This is a genomic window from Allobosea sp. P4_E12 (genome assembly GCF_056401655.1).
Map to the genome: position 1 here is coordinate 165,453 of NZ_JBFUIY010000010.1, position 17,651 is coordinate 183,103.

Genomic DNA, 17,651 nt, shown 5'->3' on the forward strand with positions numbered 1-17,651 from the left:
AGGCTCCCGTTCGAGCGATCATGCCGGGCAGGGGCGTCAGGGGTAGCAATAGGAATCGGACGAGCAGTCACCGCCCTCCAGCCTGACCTGGTGAGGCCGGTGCCCCTTGGGCCAGTCGACGAAGAACTTGTCGTCGAAGCGGATGCCGCCCTTCTCCCCGACATCGAGCTTTACCATCCAACCGTCGATTCCATTGGGATAGAATTGCGGATCGATGGCCCCGTAGAGCGAGTTCGTGAAATAAACCCGCTTGCCGTCGCGGCTGATCTCGACCATTTGCGGGCCGCCGTTGAGATGCCCGTTCTTCGCTCCGGGGTGGGAGGCGCGGGAAACGATGCCGCCGATGCGGACCCGGCCGGTTTCCACAGGCTTGAACGGATCCGACACATCGTACTGAATCATGTCGCCGGTGCCCCAGCAGGACACGTAGAGGTAGCGATCGTCCATCGAGAGGTCGATGTCGGTGACGAGGGGCGCAACCGCCTTGAACCCCTTCAGGACCGGTGGCAGGAGATCAGGATCAGCCGGCTCGGCAGGGATCTCGATGACTTTCCTGACCGCCCATTTCGTGCCCTCGCGATACCAGGTCCAGATCGAGGCGGAGAGATCCTTCAAGCTGATGACGCAGCCGACGAAGCCATAGGCCTTCCTCGGGTCATGGGCTGGGCGCAGTTCAAAGACGAGTTGATGCTCCTCGCCGAAATCGATCTCCTGTTGATGCTTGCGCGTGTGCAGGTCCCAGAAATGGAGCCGCCGCCCGTATTTGCTGCTGAGCAGAACTTCCGGAACCAGTCCATTCTCGAACGTATCGGGCGTGCCCCATTCGCTGGTCACCATGGTGTCGTGGCCGAGATGCCACCAGAAATCATAGGCGAGCTTCTGGGAGCCACGATCCATCTCCCATTGCCCCAGTACGTCGAAGCTGACGGGGTCGAGGAGGAAGATGCCGCCGGGTTCCTTGCCTTCGGCATTGCCAAGTGCATTCACGTAAATGCCCTCCGGCCCGCAATGAATGGTGTGCAGCCGCGAATACCTGGCCTTCTCGGCGATCTCCTCCGGCTCGATGACCCGCGCGATCGTCGGTTTCCTCGGATCGGGTCTGGTGTCGATGATATGCAGCCGCGATGAGCGCAGGCCGGGAACGACGAGGTAGCGTCGCTCCATATGGGGGTGCGGCGCATTCGGGCACAGACAGGACGAGCAAGCATTCCAGCCGAAATGATGCAGCTCATCGCCGGTATTCGGCATCTCGACCTGACCGACGATCTGCGCATAGCTCAACGACGCGGGATCGACGTCGACGACGGCGATCGCGTCGGGTTTCCTGCGCTCCGGATCGAAGGAGGCCACGTAGGCCAGCCGCTCGGCGGGAGCCTTGGCCGCCAGCCGCGGCGAGGGGTAAAAGGAAGGATCGGGTCGCCAGCTTGCCATGATCATTCTCCCGAGCACCCCAGCACCCCGGACAACAGGCCTCTCTATAGCCCAGACCTTGCGTTGCGGCTTGCTGTTTTCTGGCTCGACGTTGAAGCGGTCTGCCTGATCCGTGGGGGCCCGCTGCACCATGGCGGAGGGCCTGGTACCCCTCGATCGATCAAGTTGCTGGCGCGCGACGGCTTTGACGTGTATCAGGCGCTCCAATGGCAATGAACGATATCCAATCGACGGAAGCCCGTCCCTTCGGCGCTTTCGCACCTCAGGGCCTCGTGGCCCAGATCATCAACTGGACACGCGGGGCTCCGGACAGCTACCTCGGTCGCAAATTCGCCTATGCGCTGCGCCGCATCGGGCTGAGTTCGCTTGCGGGCCAGCCCGTCGATATCGAAGCGCTTGGCGTGCAGATGCGCCTCCATCCAGACGGCAATGTCTGCGAGAAGCGCGTATTGTTCACGCCGCAATATTTTGATCCTTACGAGCGGGAACTGCTGACGGGGCGGGCGCGCCAGCGTGAGGGTTTCCGCTTCATCGATATCGGCTCGAATATCGGCGCCTATTCGCTTTGCGTTGCGGCGGCAGCTGGCCCGGGAGCGCGTATCCTGGCCGTCGAGCCGCAGCCCGAGATCTTTTCGCGCCTGACGTTCAACATTGCGCAAAATCCGTTTGGCTCGGTCAAGGCCATTGCGTGCGCGCTGGCCGATAAGCCGGGCGAGTTGACGCTGTTTCTCGACCCGAACAACCGTGGCGAGTCGAGCGTCCGCATCCTGCGCTCCAGTGCCGGCAGCACGGTTCGGGTGCCGGCGACGACACTGCTCGCCCTGATGGAGAACGAGGGCTATGACCGCCTCGACGCAGTCAAGCTCGATGTCGAGGGGGCTGAGGACCTGATCCTCGAGCCCTTCCTGCGCGATGCGCCCGAAGCGCTTTGGCCCGAGCTGATCATCATCGAGGATTCGCGCAACCGTTGGCAGAGCGATCTCATCGCCCTCCTGACCGCGAGCGGTTATGTGCTCACAGCTCAGACACGCATCAACCTCATCTTCGAACGCAAGCGCGGCTGACGTTTTCGCTGCTGTTCAGCGCCTCATGCATAGCGGGCAGGCCATACACGGCGTTTCTGCCGCTTGAGCCGTTTGCGCCAAGGTCCTAGCTCTAAAGCGTGATCAGGAAAGCTCATGTCGCAGCGCTCCTAACCCGGCGCGGCATGAGCGGGCGGCGGATCAGCATCATCGTCACGAGCTGGCGGCATGTCTTGCCGTCCGGCACCTGAGAGGAGCCGGCCATGACCGACGCACCGCTGAATCGTCCCCCCGTCACGGCCGCAATCCTGGTGATCGGCGACGAGATTCTGTCGGGGCGGACGAAGGACAAGAATATCGGCTACATCGCCGAGTATCTGACCAATATCGGCATCGAGTTGCGCCAGGTTCGTGTCGTGCCCGATTCCCTTGACGAGATCGTCTCTGCGGTCAATGCATTGCGCTCTCGCTATACATATGTCTTCACCACGGGCGGCATCGGCCCGACCCATGACGACATCACGGCCGACTCGGTTGCAGCGGCTTTCGGCGTGCCGATCAATGTCGATCCGCGCGCGGTTGCGATGCTGTCAGAGCGCTTTCCGCCGGACCAGCTCAACGAAGCGCGCATGCGCATGGCGCGCATCCCCGAGGGCGGGGAGTTGATCGCGAACTCCGTCTCGAAGGCTCCGGGCTTCATCATCGCCAATGTCATCGTCATGGCGGGCGTGCCGGCGATCATGCAGGCGATGCTCGACGTGGTCGGACCCACTCTCAAGACAGGAACGCGCATCCTGTCCGACACCGTGCGGGCCGGTCTGCGTGAAGGCGATATCGGCACGGCTCTCGGCGAGATCGCTCAGTCTCATCCGCAGGTCGCGATCGGCTCCTATCCCTTCTGGTCCGAGACTGGTCCTGATACGAATGTCGTGGTGCGCTCGCGCGATCCTGAGAAATTAGATCAGGCGATGGCGGCGGTGAAGCAGATGATCGAGCATGAGCGCGCTCGATTACGTCGGTGATCTCTTTCCTTCTTTAGTTATTTTTGATCATATATTTTAAGATTATTCTTTTTATTGCATTGTTTACTTTTGATGATTGTCAGAATCAATTGATTTTAAGTCTTTATGAATAGAAAACTATAGTTTTTGATGTATTCGTTGCCGTGAATACATCGCTAATAGTGCCTGTTAAACAATTTATAAACGGTCATAATTCATCCTCGACTTGCGGTCGGCTTGCCGGCAGCGCTCATGTCGACGCGGCGGTTCCGGCGGTTCCGGGGGGAACGGTGTCGGTGTGGGCTGCATGTGTCCGGCCCGTGCGGAGTGCTCTGCGCTCCCGTGCCGGAACAGCGATCGGGAGGTTGTATGTCGCGCCTTTCCAGCCTGTTCTCCAATCGACGCCTTGCCGCCCAGGTCGCGGCGATCAACCGCTCACAAGCCGTCATCGAATTCGATCTGAACGGCATGATCCTCAACGCCAACGAGAATTTCCTGAACGTGCTGGGCTATACCCTCGACGAAATCAGGGGGCAGCACCACCCGCATGTTCGTCGATCCGGCCGAGCGGGAGAGCGCGGCCTATCGCAGGTTCTGGGAGGATCTCGGGCGTGGTGAATTCTCGACGGGCCAGTACTTGCGTGTCGGCAAGGGAGGCAAGGAGGTCTGGATCCAGGCCAGCTACAACCCGCTCCTTGGTGCCGGCGGCAAACCGCGGGGCGTGATCAAATACGCCTTTGATGTCACGGCACAGAAGAACCGCCTCGCTGACCTTGAAGGGCAGCAGGCTGCCATCAGCAAGGCGCAGGCGGTGATCGAATTCGACCTCAAGGGGCATGTGCTGACGGCCAACGAGAACTTTCTTGCTGTACTCGGCTATTCGCTTGGCGAGATCCAGGGGCAGCATCACCGCATGTTCGTCGATCCGGTCGAGCGCGAGAGCTTGGCCTATCGCCAGTTCTGGGAGCGCCTCGGGAGTGGCGAATACGATGCCGCGCAATATCGCCGCATCGGCAAGGGCGGCAAGGAGGTCTGGATCCAGGCATCCTACAATCCGATCTTCGACGCCAAGGGCACGCCCTTCAAGGTCGTGAAGTTCGCAACCGACATCACCGCGACCTTCCGCGGTCAGCAGCTCGAGGCCGCGGTGAAGGAGACTGGCGAAGTCATCGCTCGTGCCAAGGGCAAGGACCTGACGGGGCGCATCGCGCTCGCGGGCAAGAGCGGCGAGGTTGCGCAGCTCTGCGCCGGCGTCAACGATCTGCTCGACACCATGTCCGAGATGGTTGGCTCGGTCCGCGACATCTCGCACCAGATCGCCAGCGCATTGAGCAAGATCTCGTCCGACAGTGCCCAGCTCGCCGAGCGCACCGAAGCCAATGCCTCCAGCCTGCAGGAGACTGCGGCGACAACCGAGGAGCTCGCGGCGTCCGTGAAGCACAGCGCGGGTCACTCCCGCACCGCCGTCAGCCTCGGCCACGAGGCGCGCGACGTCGCGGAGCGTGGCGGCACGATCGTTGCCGAGGCGGTGAGTGCGATGACGCGGATCGAGCAGGCTTCGGCCGGCATATCCGAGATCATCTCGATGATCGACGGCATCGCGTTCCAGACCAATCTGCTGGCGCTGAATGCCGCGGTCGAGGCGGCCCGCGCGGGGGATGCCGGGCGCGGGTTCGCGGTCGTGGCAACCGAGGTGAGGGCTCTTGCCGCGCGTTGCAGCGAATCCGCTAACGGCGTCAAATCGCTGATCGCCAATTCGAGCGAGCAGATCCAAACCGGCGTCAGTCTGGTGAAGAATGCCGGCGCGACACTTCAGGAAATCGTCTCGGCTGCGAGCCGCGTCGCCTCCACGGTCAACGAAATCTCGGAAGCAACGGCCGAGCAGGCCAATGGTATCGATGAGATGGCCAGGACCGTCGCTCATATGGACGAGATCACCCAGCAGAATGCCCTGCTTGCCGATGAGAGCGCGAAGGTGGCGCAGGAGCTGAGGCAGGATACCGAGCGCTTGAGCGCGATGGTCGCAGCATTCCGGCTGCAAGATGGCGGACCAGGTTTCGAGACCGTGATTGCGCGCCAGATCGAGCAGTGGGCGCCACATCTCACCAGGGCCATTACCGCTCCGCTTTCGCCGCCTGCCAAGGGGGCGCCGAAGCTGAGGCGCGTCATGTCGGGCGGCACTGCCGATGGCTGGTCGGAGTTCTGATACCCGCTGAAACACGACCGATTGGGGATGAAGCGGGACGCGCCTCTTGCCAGCGCCCCGCTTATAGGCTTTCCGGATTGTCACAGAAACCGTGACAGCCGCTCCGGAGCCCCCAATGGCCGAACCGACCTCCAACAAGGCCTTCCCCGTCTCCTGGGACCAGTTCCATCGCGATGCGCGCGCGCTCGCCTGGCGGCTGGCCGAGAAGGGGCCCTTCGAGGCCATCGTCTGCATCACCCGCGGTGGTCTGGTACCGGCGGCGATCATCTGCCGCGAACTGGGCTTGCGCCTGATCGAGACGGTCTGCGTCGCGAGCTACCACGACTACAAGAACCAGTCCGAGCTCAAGGTGCTGAAGGACGTCGCTCCCTCGATCAGGGCGATCGGTGACGGCAAGGGGAAGGGCGTGCTGGTGGTCGACGACCTCACCGACACCGGGAAGACGGCACGTGTCGTGCGCGAAATGCTGCCCAATGCCCATTTCGCAACGGTCTATGCGAAGCCGGCTGGGGTGCCGACGGTCGACACCTTCGTTACCGAGGTCAGCCAGGACACCTGGATCTATTTTCCTTGGGATATGGGGCTGGCCTATGTCGAGCCGATCGCCAAGGATCACAAGGGCTGAGCCCCGGGCTTCGCCGCTTGAGCGGTCATTCCGGGCGCGGCAACCTGTCTGGAATGACCGGCAAGGGCTCGTTACGCCAGACTGCGCGCGCGCAGCGCGATCAACATGCCGGTGATTGCGAGCGCCATGCCGGCGATCTCGACTGGGGACGGTCGCTCGCCGAGCAGGAGCGTGCCGGAGAGCGCGGTCACGACCGGTACCAGCGGCAGGAACAGGGCCGCCCGTCCGGCGCCAAGGATGGCGACGGCCTGCGTGTAGAGAAACAGCGCGAAGGCGCCGACCAGCAATCCCTGATAGATCGCCTGCAGCGCTATGGCTGAAAGTGCCGCCTGCGTCAGATGCACGGGCATCACCAGTGCGACGAGCGGCAGGAGCGGCACCGACAGCAGGCATGTCGCCATGGTGACTTCGATCGCATCAGCGCCCCAGCGCCGGCAGAGCAGGCCGAAGGCCGACCAGAGCAAGGCGATCAGCACGAAGAGCATGTCGCCGATCCAGGCGCCTTCGCGGGTCGGCGTGTTGGCCAGGGCCTCCATCGAGAACAGCGCGACGCCGAGAACGATGACGCTGAGACCGGCGAGGCGGGCCGTGCTCGCGCGCTCGCCGAGCACCCACCATGCGAGCAATGCGGTGCAGACCGGGATCAGTCCGGGCGAGATGACCGAGGAATGCAGGGCGGGGGCGAAATGGGCGCCGCCGACGAGGATTAGGCTGTAGGTCGGGCCTACGATCGCGGTCAGGATGAGGGCTCGCCGCCAGCCGAGCTTGCCGACCGGAAAAGGCTTCATGCGCCTGAGCGCGAAGGGCAGCAGCACGAGTGCGGCGGCTGCAAAGCGCAGGATCGTGACATCGGCTGCGGTCATGCCATCTGCGACCGATTGCCGTGAGATCACGGCCTGAATGCCCCAGATCGCTGCCGCYAGGATGCCGCAGGCAAAGCCGAGCCAGGGGCGTTGCTGCCTGGCGAGAGACAGCGATTGCGGCCGGATGGCTTGGTTCACGCGAAAACTCTCGGAGGGCGGCGAGGCAGCGCCATATGCGGGCTCTAGCCATCGCGCGACAAGCGCGGCGGACAGGCGACGGGGCTGTTGGCGGCGCATGGCGCAGCAATGCGAGTTTGCCTGGCATGGAGCCGTCGCGACGATGGAGCCTGCCCTCTGCACTGCTTCTGCAGGCCCCTCACACAGGCCCGCTAACTCAGGTCGGACGAGCGCTGGGGAGGAGAGAAAGCCCTGCACGAGGGATGCAGCTCCTCCGTTAGATCGTCATTGCCTTAACAGCTTTTGCATTGTTTGCCGTTACGTCATGGCCGGCGGCGGCCGGGCTATGAGCGTCGATGGTCGCAGGCGCGGCGGTGCGTGCGTTTTCGGGGGCATATTGTTCCCCTCTGTTTGCAGCGCGATCCCGCTGATGGCAGCCCGAAATGAGATGAGCAGGACGGCGAGGGCAAGGGCAATGCAGCAAAGGCCAGGATTTCTGGAAAATTCCGTCATCATCGGCGCCCACCCCGACGATGAACTGCTCTGGTTCAATTCAATCCTGCGCGACGCTGACGAGGTCATCATCGTCTACCGCCATTTCTGGGGGAAGCCCGGGATTGGCGAAGCGCGGGCGGCCGCAATCGCCGAATATCCCCGCGGCAACGTCACCTGTCTCGATGTCGACGAGTCGGGCGCCTATGGCTGCGCCAACTGGGCTGATCCCGTGCTGACCGGGGCCGGTATCGGTTTCGGCATCGAGGCCGAGCGCCGGGCAATGACGCGCCTCGCCCGCAAGTCCGTTGCAGCCCTGCCGGCGGTGAAGCTCGAGCGCATCGCCGCCGCCAGCGTATCCAGGGCCTATGAAACGAACTTCCAGATCATATGCGAGTTGCTGAGACGGCGCCTGCGGCCAGAGATGAACGTCTTCACGCATAATCCCTGGGGCGAGTACGGGCATGAAGAGCACATCCAGGTGTTCCGCGCCCTGAATGTGCTGCGCGAGGAGATCGGCTTTCGGCTCTGGATGTCGAATTACTGCACCGAACGCGCCTTGCCCCTGGCGATGCGTCATTTCTCGCGTGCGCCCGGCGGTTACATCAGATTGCCGACCGACAAGGTCTTCGCCAATGCGGTCGCGGACGTCTACCGCAAGCACAATTGCTGGACCTGGGACGATAACTGGGCATGGTTCGACGAGGAATGCTTCATGGAAGCGCCGAGGGAGGCCTCGGCGACGGCAGCGCACCGGCACCTTTTTCCGCTCAATTTCTTCACGATTGGCGAGGAGCGGCCGAGGAACTGGCTACCCGTGGCCATGACGATATCGGCGGCGTTCGCGTTCACCCTTGCCGAAGCAATCTGAGTCGGATCGATTTCGGCTCGGGTGCTCGTTCCAGCAGAACGTTGGCGGTGCAAATCCGGTGGGCGCCCGGTCGTTCGCGGCGCATGCAACCGTTCCGGCGATATGGGTGAGGAGAACCAATTAAGGTCTTGCGACATCGTCGTTTCCTGGACGCGCGACCATCCCTCTCACTGCACTGCTTCGACTTCATTGTGACATAACATTTGTTGCGGTGCACATTTTTGCCGTAAACCAAGGTTAGTGAGCGGTCGTCCGGCAGCGTTTGCAAATTGAATTTGCCAACTCTGTGCCTGCGCTTAAGCCTATCATCGCTACCTATGCCTTCCTCTTGGTCATAAGTCCGAGATCCTTCTCTCTATGGTCGATTGACGTTCCCCGCGAAGGGTGGTTCGCGGTGAATTATATTGTCAATTATCATAAGAATAAAGAAAGGGGCGGAATGATTTCATTCCTTCAACTTAAGTCGCGCAGTATCGGCGCTGGTGCGTTGCTGCTCCTGGCAGCCTGCCTGGTTGTCACATTCAGCTTTACTCAGGCGCCGGCTGAAACCCGGTCTCGCTCCGGAGCCGGCGCTCCGCCTCCGGCAGCCTCATCACATTCGGCGCGCGATTGGCTGCCTTACGATCTACCGGAGACGGCCCCGACTCGGCGCGATAGCAGCCTTCGGCTCACGGTAGATCGCCCAACTGCGGGAGCTACCAATGCCGGTCGTCGTCCTGCCGTCGCGGCCAATCGCGGTCGCCCTCCTGCACCGGCGACCATTGCCGGTCGTGCTCTTCCGGCAGAGACGATTGCCGACCATCCGCTTGCGGCAGAGGCCAGTGCTGAGCGCCCTCTGGTGGCAGAGACCATTGCTGATCACCCTCTCGCGGCAGAGGCCAGCGCCGATCATCCCCCCGCGGAAGCGACCAATGCTGTTTCAAGCATCGCCGCGGACAGTGTCACGGCGCCGGCCGTCAAGTTCATGAGCTCGGCGCTACGGCCGATCACTTTCAGCCTTCTGATCGCCAAACCCGGGGAACTGCTGAAATCGGCCATCAAGGTGATGCATCTGCTCGGCATCATTCTGGGATTGGGCGCCGCGACGGTCCTCGATCTCGTGATCGTCAAATTCCTCGTCTCCGGAAAGATCAAGGCTGAACAGGTTGCGATGGTCAAATTCATGACCGGTATCGTATCGGCTGGCCTCGCGGTGCTCTGGGTTTCCGGAATTCTGTACCTGGCGCATTACGCGATGTTTGACCCGGTCAAGCTCGGGAACCAGAAGGTCTGGGCCAAGATCGCGATCGTCGGCGTTCTCACGATCAACGGCTACTTCATCCACAAAACGGTACTGCCGTTGATGGAAAAGCAGATAGGACGGTCGCTCTTTGCAGGCCTGTCGCGCAAGCAGATTACGATGATGATGGTCTTCGGCACGGTCTCGGCGACATCCTGGTATGTGCCGCTGATCCTGGGCGCCATGCCGCATTTCAACTTCATCGTGCCCGCTCCGCGGCTGCTCGTGGCCTATGCGCTGATCCTGCTCATCGCCATCGCTGCGACCCATGGCATGGTTGACACCATCCGGCGCCGCGGTCGCCTGGAGCCCCAACTGCAGCCCGCATTCTGACGCCAGCATGACGGCCTGCGCGCATGATCGGTGCGCAGGCCACAGTCGAAGGGCGGTTGCCTGGTCGCGAATGACCAAGCAACCGCCCTTCTGCGTTCGACGGGGCTGTGTCACCAATGGCGCCGATGCCGTTGCCACGGATCGGGCTGGATGCGATTGCAGCTTGAGCGGAGAGCAGGGGCTCAACCGTCGCATTCGCGTTGAAACCGGACGGTATCCCGCTACGGTGAACCTCCATGGGAAACGCCAGCCGGGAGCAGAGCCAGGATATGGCCGCCACCGAATTGAACGCGTCGGATTTCGACGCCAAGGACGCGCGCATCACGCTGTTTCGGGGGCTGCTTCAGGCGGTTGCGCGGCGTGGCAAGGGCCGCGTCGCGCTCGAGGATCCGGAGCGTCAGCCGGTGACCTTCGGCCGGCTCGTTCTGGGAGCGCTGGTTCTGGGGCGAAAGCTCGCTTCAGGCACGGAGTTGGGGGAACGCGTCGGACTGATGCTGCCCAATGTCCAGGGCATGGCGGTGACGCTGTTCGGGCTTTCGGCCTTTGGCCGCGTGCCGGCACTGCTGAACTTCACGGCAGGGGTGAAGAACCTGCGGGCGGCGGCCGAACTGGCCGGCTTGAAGACGATCGTCACCTCGCGTCGCTTCGTCAACCAGGCCAAGCTCGACGATGAGATCGCGGCACTCGGCGAGGGCAGGCGGGTCGTCTATCTTGAGGATATCCGCCGGGATTTGACCAGTTTCGACAAGATGCTTGCCGCGATGCAGAGCCTGGCACCGGCATTTGCCCTGCGGGCCTATGAAGGGCGGCCGGATGATCCAGCTGTGGTGCTGTTCACCTCCGGCACCGAGGGCAAGCCGAAGGGCGTGGTGCTGAGTCACGCCAACCTCGTCTCGAATACCCGCCAGATCTTTGCGCTTGCGGCCGGCTTCCTCTCCGAGCGCGATATTGTCATGAACGCGTTGCCCGCCTTCCATTCCTTCGGCCTGACCGCAGGGCTGCTGATGCCGCTGCTCCACGGCATGAAGGTCGTGCTCTATCCGAGCCCGCTCCATTACAAGCAGGTGCCGAAACTGATCGGCGAGATGGGCTGCACCTTCCTGTTCTCGACCGACACATTCCTCCAGGGCTATGCGCGCGCTGCCGATCCCGACGATCTGAAGAGCGTGCGCTATGTCGTGGCCGGAGCCGAGCGCGTGAAGCCGGAGACACGCGCGATGTGGCAGCCCTACGGCACCACGATCCTCGAAGGCTACGGCTGCACCGAATGCTCGCCGGTGCTCGCCTGCAACACTCCCGTCGCGACCCGCGAGGGCAGCGTCGGAAAACTCCTGCCCGGTATCGAGGCGCGGCTCGATCCGGTCGAGGGCATTCATGAAGGTGGGCGGCTGAATGTCCGCGGCCCGAATGTGATGCTGGGCTATCTCAGCGCGGACGAGCCCGGGCGTATCGTGCCGCCCGAAGGCGGTTGGCACGATACCGGCGATATCGTGGTGATCGAGGACGGCTTCGTCAGCATCCGCGGCAGGGCCAAGCGATTCGCCAAGCTCGGCGGCGAGATGGTCTCGCTGGCTGCGGTGGAAACAATGGTGGCGGCCCTCTGGCCTGGGTTCAATCATGTCGTTGTCGCGCTACCGGATGCGCGCAAGGGCGAGCAACTCGTGCTGGTCACCGAAAAGCCTGATGCCGACAAGGCTGCGTTGCAGGTAGCGGCGAAGCAGCAGGGCTTTCCCGAACTGTGGACGCCGCGCGCCATTTTGGTCGCGCGCGCGATTCCGGTGCTGGGCAACGGCAAGATCGACTATGGTGCGACGCGCGAGCTTGCGTCGACGATGCGGGCGCTGCTGTGACGCCATAATTCTACGGTTATTGCCCGAGTCATGATCATGACGGCCGCCTCTTCCCTCGCCGCAATAATGCGCGTCGCAGCGCTCCTGCCGGCTCTTTCCTTCGCGGGCCCCGCCGATCTCGCGGCGCAGGCGCCGAGCCAGACCTACGAGCGGCGCGACGAATGCATCGAGGCGGGACGGCTCACTGCTGCGCAATGTGATTTCGCCTATCGCAATGCCCGGGCCGAATTCGAGGAGAAGGCGCCACGCTATGCGTCGCGCGCCCTGTGCGAGCGCAGCCACAAGCGCTGTGGTGCGCAGGTTTCCTCGACGGGTGGCTGGGACTCCTTTGGCCGTGGGGGCGCGACTTATGTGCCGCGCTTCACCGGTGTCCGCGTCACGGGAGAGGGAACCGCGAGCCGCGCCCTGCCCGTGGTCGAGGGCGCGACGAAGATCGCCTTCGCCGGCCGCTCGATCACGACACTCGAGGACAAGATTGGTGGGCGGCGCGGCGTCATCGGCCAGGCCAGCTCGATTGGGAGAGGCGGGCGCGGCCACGATCCGCAGGAGAGCGGCCCCTATGTAAAGCGCGGCGATCGCGACGACACCGTGCGCGTGCCGATGGAGCAGAAGCGCATCGGCTCCGATGTTGCGCCGGGGCTCTATGTCGATCCCGATGGAGTCGAGTGGTACAAGCCCGCTCGCCGTCATTGAGGCGCTTGCGCCCGCCGTCTGCTGTCGCTAGGGCTGCGTCCACGCGGACGTGGCGAAACTGGTAGACGCACGAGACTTAAAATCTTGCGCCCTAAAGGCTTGCGGGTTCGAGTCCCGCCGTCCGCACCAAGCTTGCCTTGCGATTGCGCGGATCAGCCGCGCGGCCCGTGCCGAAACACCAGGCTCAGATTGTTCGCCGGCATCTCGGTTACGTCCGGCTCACCAAACCCTGCCTGTTTCGCCAGTGCAACGACGTTGCCGAGTTCGCGCAAGCCCCATTCCGCGTTGCGGGCGCGCAGGCTTTCATCGAAGGCGAGGTTGCTCGGTTCGAGGGTGCGGCCAGGCCGGCGATAGGGCCCGTAGAGATAGAGTGGAGCGCCTTCCGGCAGCAGCTTGCCGGCCTGCATCATCAGCCCACGCGTCGCGGCCCAGGGCGAGATATGGATCATGTTGATGCAGATGATGGCATCGGCGGCGGAGACCGGCCATTCGGCCGCTGCGGCATCGAGCTGAACGGGCGGACGAATATTGGCGAGCCGGCTTTCCCTGATCCAGGCCGCAGTACTGATGAGCGCATCCTGATCAGGGTCCGAGGGCTGGAAGGTCAGTGCGGGCAGGGCGGCGGCGAAATGGCTGACATGCTCGCCCGAGCCGCTGGCGATCTCCAGGACTAGGCCGGTGGCTGGAAGGGTCGAGCGCAGGATAGCGAGGATCGGCTCACGATTGCGCAGTGTCGCGGGGGCGAAGAGACGTGGATCAGTCATGGCTCGAGGCGTGCTCCGGAAGTATCGACGCTGTCATCGAAGGCCAGGTAGAGCATTCATCTCACCTGTCCCCCTTACAGTTAAGGCACGGAGCTTCTTCGCGCCMGCCAAAATTTCGCTATCACAAACTTCAAGCTTACCCATCGCCAAGTCGTCGCGATGCGCTATAAGAAGCCCGAAAGCAGGTCGATATTGAGCGCGGCCCTGCATGCTGCGGGCGGGTTTTGTTAACCGAGATCCTGATTGTCGTCGCGTTGACCGTCATTAACGGTCTTCTCGCCATGTCCGAACTCGCAGTGGTCTCCTCCCGTCCGGCGCGGCTCAAGGTTCTCAGCGATCAAGGCAGCAAGGGTGCAGCGACGGCGATACGCCTCGCGGAGCATCCCGGCCGGTTCCTTTCGACGGTGCAGATCGGCATCACGCTGGTCGGTGTCCTGTCCGGTGCCTTCTCCGGTGCGACGCTGGGTGCGCGTCTGTCGGAATGGTTGATAGGGCAAGGGTTCTCCAATCGTGTCGCCGATGGTCTTGGCGTCGGGACGGTCGTCGTTGCCATTACCTATCTCTCGCTGATCGTCGGCGAACTGGTGCCGAAGCAGATCGCGTTGCGCGACCCCGAGCGGGTGGCGGCGCGCGTTGCGCCGATGATGTCCCTGCTGTCGCGCATCGGTGCGCCGTTGGTTTTCCTGCTCGACCTCTCCGGCAAGACCGTGCTGGCGCTGCTCGGCCAGAAGGGCGAGTCGGAAGAAAGGGTGACCGAGGAAGAGGTCCGCACCATCATTGCCGAGGCCGAAACAGCCGGCGTGCTGGAGCGCGACGAACGCGAGATGATCTCGGGTGTGATGCGCCTTGCCGATCGCTCCGCCCGTGCGCTGATGACGCCGCGCCGCGAGGTCGAGGTCATCGATCTCTCCGATACAGCTGAGGAGATCCGCGCGCAGGTTCGTGCCTCCAAACGCTCCCGGCTCCCGGTTCAGGACGGCGAGTCGGACGCGATCGTCGGCGTCATTGTGGTCAAGGATATGGTCGATTTCCTGTCCGCCGGCAGCACCGAGGATCTGCGCGCCCTGGTGCAGGAAGCACCCGTGGTGATGGACACCGCCAACGCCCTGCTGGTGCTGCGGGAGATCAAGTCCTCGCGCGTCCACATGGCGCTGGTCTTCGACGAGTACGGCCATTTCGAAGGCATCATCACACCCGGCGACGTGCTGGAGGCGATCACCGGCGTCTTCCAGGAGGAGGACGAGGACGAGCCGCCGATCGTCACGCGTGCCGACGGCTCCTATCTCGTTGCAGGCTGGATGCAGGTGGACGAGTTCTCGCACGAACTCGGCATCCACATTCCGCGCGATGCCGATTTCCAGACGGTCGCCGGCTTCATCCTGGCCGAACTCAACCATCTGCCCAATGTCGGAGAGTTCTTCGAGAAGGGGCATTGGCGCTTCGAGGTGGTCGATCTCGACGGGCGCCGCATCGACAAGGTGCTGGTGAGCCGGCTGGATTGAGCACGCCCTTTGCCCTTGCACCGGCATGTCCGGTGCAAGGGCAGCCAGCTCGAAATCGCAATTGATCCTGCCGGAGTAGCCGTGGTCTGATCCCGGCCTAGGGGTTTTTCGCGACGACCCCGTGAGGCGTCAGCCCAAGGATCGCGTCTGTTTTCCTCATTCGGGGATGGACGCTCGCGTCTTCCAGCACACAGATCGCCACATCCCCCTTGTACCGGCTCATCGGTCTGCCCGATGCCCAGGCGATCGTCTGCGTGACGCGCTCACGTCCCAAAGGCCGACCGCATCGCGTGCCCCCCGGGCTGATTCGTCGCTTCGTCGCTCCGAAAGCGGTGATCCTGTTCGTGGCCCCTTCGGGGCGTGGCGGTGGCCGATCGCTTCCAGGCCGTTCCCTTCGATATCGACGGCGTATTCTGGAGTGATCGCGGCGAGCGTTGCAGCTTTGACATCATGCTGGAGGAGTTTGGCCTCGCCTCGGCGGTGCTGGGTCGTCTCGCCACGATCGTGCGCGCCGCCGATACGGCGCGGCTCGACCTGGTGCCGGAATCCGCCGGTTTCCTGGCTGCCTCGCTGGGGCTATCGCGCATGTTCAATGACGATCTGGCACAACGCGATGCCGGTATGCTGCTCTATCACGCCTTTCTATCGCTGGTGCCGGGATGCAACCGAAGAAACCCATAACTGGCCGTCCCCGACGAGTAGGACCTGAGCGGCGGCCATGACGATCGCAGCGACGGACAAGGCGGTGCCAGCAGTGGCGGGCATGCCGACGCTCGGTGAAGCAACGAGGGTGTGGGCCTGGCCGCGATGATTGCAATGCTGCGCTTCAAGGTCGGGATGATCCCGACGCTTGCCGCCTGCGCGGCTGCGGGCCTCCTGCTGTAGAGGCTATCCTTCTGGGGGGCCAGAGCATCGCGCCGAAGAGTGGAAACCACGTTTCGGAGACATCCGATGCTACGCAAAGCGATCGTTCGCCGCCATGCATCCGGTCGGACGCATGGCGATCGTGTCAGCGCCGCGGCTGCTCGCCAGGCTCGATGATGCGGTACTCGGCATCGATGACCTCGACGCGCGCAGCACCCGGACGGACCGGAGCGAACGGATCGCGCTGGTCGAACCCGGCAGCCTTCAGCTTGCTCTTCAGGCGCCAGGCCGCGATCGCGCCGGCAGCAAGCACGACGGGAATGAGGATCAGGGCGAGGCTCGCTGCGAGGAGGAACAGCGTCACGCCAAGAACGAGGCTTGCTGCCACGGTCAGCCAGGAGGCCCAGCGCGGCATGCGAGTCCTCTGGCCGGCGAGCTGCTCGTAGAGATTGACGCGGATCATGTGGTCTCCATCCGATGGTTCCACATGAGAGATAGGAAGTGAATGCGGCGAAGGCGAGATGCCCTAGGCTTGCAATCGCCAATCGTAGAGCCAATCGAGACGATGGCGCATGCCATCGGGCCCAAGGCGGCGCATTGCGAAGTTGCGCGCGATAGTCCAGGGCCATTCCAAATGATAGGCCCGACCGTTGCTGCGGCTCGTGGCCTGGACGCGCCGGGCACGGTCCTGCCGGGCTGTCGCATAGGCCGCGAGCGCCGCCGGTAGCGCTGCGGCGCCGCCCTGCTGGAGATGAACCGTCAGTTCCTGCGTCAGGACGCCGGCATCCTCGATCGCCAGCGCGGCACCCTGCGCCATGAAGGGCAGGACCGGATGGGCGGCATCGCCGAGCAAGGCGATGCGCCCCTGTGCCATCGCTGCGGGCGGCCGGTCGAAGAGCGACCAGACCAGCCAGCGGGGCGCCGCTGTCGCAAGCTTGTGCAGCACGGGCTCGGCCTTGGTGAGATGAGCGGCGAGTTGCCCGGGCTCACCGTCGCGGGACCAACCCTCACGGGCCTCCTTCGCTTCGCGAATGACGACGAGATTGGTCTCGCGACCACCGGAGACAGGGTAATGCACGGCATGGCGGCCCGGGCCGAGATGCAGGGTCACGACGCCGGGCGCGGCGCGGCCGCCGGCGTTGGGTACCAGGGTCCGCCAGGCCTCATAGCCGGTGAAGACCGGCGGAGCGTTATCACCGATGAGTTCGCGGCTGCGCGACCAGAGCCCGTCGGCGCCGACCAGCGCCAGTGCCGAAATGGTCTCCAACTGGCCGGCTTCGGTCGCGAGCGTCGCGGTGATGCCGTCCGCGTTCTGGGCGATGTCGCGCAGGCCGCGGCCGACGATGAGCCGGATGCCGCGCAGGGAACGGGCGGCGTCGAGCAGCAGAGTGTGCAGGTCGGTTCGGCGTATGGTGCGGAAGGGTGTTCCGGAGCCGGCGGCGGTCATCGGCATTTCTGCCAGCGGAGAGCCATCCTGCCAGCGTCGCACAACGAGGCGTTCGGCAACCACAGAGGCGCGCTTGACGGCGAGGCCGAGATCGAGAGCTTCGAGAACATGCCCGGCATTTGGCGAAAGCTGGATGCCGGCACCGGTTTCCCCGAAGCCGGTGCGCTTTTCCGCGACCGTCACGGAGAAGCCGCGCCGCGCGAGTGCAATGGCGGCTGTAAGTCCGCCGATGCCGGAGCCGGCGATCAGGATATGGGGAGCGGACACGGCTGTCTTCGGCAATCGGATGCG

The 17,651-nt window shown here is 63.6% G+C and carries 14 protein-coding genes, 1 tRNA gene and 2 pseudogenes; 12 read left to right on the top strand and 5 right to left on the bottom strand.

Annotated features, from left to right (window positions below):
* Positions 1-36: 36 nt before the first annotated feature.
* A complete protein-coding gene (locus tag AC1DW9_RS15255; protein ID WP_476775905.1) occupies positions 37-1,431 on the bottom strand; it encodes a selenium-binding family protein in 1,395 nt (464 codons plus the stop codon).
* A 206-nt stretch (positions 1,432-1,637) separates the two neighbouring features.
* Here AC1DW9_RS15255 and AC1DW9_RS15260 point away from each other — a divergent pair, with 206 nt between their 5' ends.
* The 5 genes and pseudogenes from AC1DW9_RS15260 to gpt all read left to right on the top strand — a co-directional run bounded on the left by AC1DW9_RS15260 (position 1,638) and on the right by gpt (position 6,285).
* Positions 1,638-2,495 (top strand): FkbM family methyltransferase, encoded by an 858-nt coding sequence (locus AC1DW9_RS15260; RefSeq protein WP_441491426.1) that lies wholly within the window; start codon positions 1,638-1,640, stop codon positions 2,493-2,495.
* Positions 2,496-2,716: 221 nt separating this feature from the next.
* Entirely contained in the window at positions 2,717-3,475 is a 759-nt protein-coding gene (locus tag AC1DW9_RS15265) for a competence/damage-inducible protein A (protein WP_441506173.1), read from the top strand.
* A 348-nt stretch (positions 3,476-3,823) separates the two neighbouring features.
* Positions 3,824-4,571, top strand: a pseudogene (locus AC1DW9_RS15270) (PAS domain-containing protein); the annotation flags it as partial.
* A gap of 30 nt (positions 4,572-4,601) precedes the next feature.
* Positions 4,602-5,660, top strand: a complete 1,059-nt coding sequence (locus AC1DW9_RS15275; protein ID WP_476775913.1) for a methyl-accepting chemotaxis protein — start codon at positions 4,602-4,604, stop codon at positions 5,658-5,660.
* 115 nt (positions 5,661-5,775) lie between these two features.
* A complete protein-coding gene (gene gpt / locus AC1DW9_RS15280) occupies positions 5,776-6,285 on the top strand; it encodes a xanthine phosphoribosyltransferase (protein ID WP_069880047.1) in 510 nt (169 codons plus the stop codon).
* Positions 6,286-6,356: 71 nt separating this feature from the next.
* Here gpt and AC1DW9_RS15285 read toward each other — a convergent pair whose 3' ends face one another.
* A complete protein-coding gene (locus AC1DW9_RS15285; protein ID WP_441506172.1) occupies positions 6,357-7,286 on the bottom strand; it encodes a DMT family transporter in 930 nt (309 codons plus the stop codon).
* A 454-nt stretch (positions 7,287-7,740) separates the two neighbouring features.
* Here AC1DW9_RS15285 and AC1DW9_RS15290 point away from each other — a divergent pair, with 454 nt between their 5' ends.
* From AC1DW9_RS15290 to AC1DW9_RS15310, 5 genes are all read left to right on the top strand, one after another.
* Positions 7,741-8,628 (top strand): hypothetical protein, encoded by an 888-nt coding sequence (locus AC1DW9_RS15290; RefSeq protein WP_441506171.1) that lies wholly within the window; start codon positions 7,741-7,743, stop codon positions 8,626-8,628.
* Positions 8,629-8,890: 262 nt separating this feature from the next.
* On the top strand, positions 8,891-10,240 hold the full coding sequence (locus AC1DW9_RS15295) for a hypothetical protein (protein WP_441506170.1): 1,350 nt from the start codon (positions 8,891-8,893) through the stop codon (positions 10,238-10,240).
* A gap of 236 nt (positions 10,241-10,476) precedes the next feature.
* Positions 10,477-12,090: an AMP-binding protein gene (locus tag AC1DW9_RS15300; RefSeq protein WP_441506169.1), complete on the top strand. Its 1,614-nt coding sequence runs from the start codon at positions 10,477-10,479 to the stop codon at positions 12,088-12,090.
* A gap of 36 nt (positions 12,091-12,126) precedes the next feature.
* Positions 12,127-12,783, top strand: a complete 657-nt coding sequence (locus tag AC1DW9_RS15305) for a DUF1190 domain-containing protein (protein ID WP_441506168.1) — start codon at positions 12,127-12,129, stop codon at positions 12,781-12,783.
* 43 nt (positions 12,784-12,826) lie between these two features.
* Positions 12,827-12,912: transfer RNA gene (locus AC1DW9_RS15310), tRNA-Leu, on the top strand.
* Positions 12,913-12,935: 23 nt separating this feature from the next.
* Here AC1DW9_RS15310 and AC1DW9_RS15315 read toward each other — a convergent pair.
* Positions 12,936-13,547 carry a DUF938 domain-containing protein gene (locus AC1DW9_RS15315; RefSeq protein WP_441506167.1) on the bottom strand — a complete coding sequence of 204 codons (612 nt, stop codon included), beginning with the start codon at positions 13,545-13,547 and terminating at the stop codon, positions 12,936-12,938.
* 239 nt (positions 13,548-13,786) lie between these two features.
* Here AC1DW9_RS15315 and AC1DW9_RS15320 point away from each other — a divergent pair, with 239 nt between their 5' ends.
* Complete coding sequence (locus AC1DW9_RS15320) at positions 13,787-15,049, top strand: hemolysin family protein (RefSeq protein WP_441491564.1); 1,263 nt, start codon at positions 13,787-13,789, stop codon at positions 15,047-15,049.
* Positions 15,050-15,319: 270 nt separating this feature from the next.
* Positions 15,320-15,758: pseudogene (locus tag AC1DW9_RS15325) on the top strand (chromate resistance protein ChrB domain-containing protein); the annotation flags it as partial.
* Positions 15,759-16,058: 300 nt separating this feature from the next.
* On the opposite strand, the gene AC1DW9_RS15330 reads toward AC1DW9_RS15325, so the two are convergent.
* Entirely contained in the window at positions 16,059-16,376 is a 318-nt protein-coding gene (locus AC1DW9_RS15330; RefSeq protein ID WP_441506166.1) for a hypothetical protein, read from the bottom strand.
* 63 nt (positions 16,377-16,439) lie between these two features.
* Positions 16,440-17,627 (bottom strand): FAD-dependent monooxygenase, encoded by a 1,188-nt coding sequence (locus AC1DW9_RS15335; RefSeq protein WP_476775906.1) that lies wholly within the window; start codon positions 17,625-17,627, stop codon positions 16,440-16,442.
* Positions 17,628-17,651: the final 24 nt, after the last annotated feature.

What these genes read in the sequence shown, in the direction of transcription:
- AC1DW9_RS15315 (WP_441506167.1), bottom strand. Translation starts at nt 13,547, where the DNA reads ATGACTGATCCACGTCTCTTCGCCCCCGCGACACTGCGCAATCGTGAG.
- AC1DW9_RS15300 (WP_441506169.1), top strand. Translation starts at nt 10,477, where the DNA reads ATGGGAAACGCCAGCCGGGAGCAGAGCCAGGATATGGCCGCCACCGAA.
- AC1DW9_RS15330 (WP_441506166.1), bottom strand. Translation starts at nt 16,376, where the DNA reads ATGATCCGCGTCAATCTCTACGAGCAGCTCGCCGGCCAGAGGACTCGC.
- AC1DW9_RS15265 (WP_441506173.1), top strand. Translation starts at nt 2,717, where the DNA reads ATGACCGACGCACCGCTGAATCGTCCCCCCGTCACGGCCGCAATCCTG.
- AC1DW9_RS15260 (WP_441491426.1), top strand. Translation starts at nt 1,638, where the DNA reads ATGGCAATGAACGATATCCAATCGACGGAAGCCCGTCCCTTCGGCGCT.
- AC1DW9_RS15255 (WP_476775905.1), bottom strand. Translation starts at nt 1,431, where the DNA reads ATGGCAAGCTGGCGACCCGATCCTTCCTTTTACCCCTCGCCGCGGCTG.
- gpt (WP_069880047.1), top strand. Translation starts at nt 5,776, where the DNA reads ATGGCCGAACCGACCTCCAACAAGGCCTTCCCCGTCTCCTGGGACCAG.
- AC1DW9_RS15290 (WP_441506171.1), top strand. Translation starts at nt 7,741, where the DNA reads ATGCAGCAAAGGCCAGGATTTCTGGAAAATTCCGTCATCATCGGCGCC.
- AC1DW9_RS15305 (WP_441506168.1), top strand. Translation starts at nt 12,127, where the DNA reads ATGACGGCCGCCTCTTCCCTCGCCGCAATAATGCGCGTCGCAGCGCTC.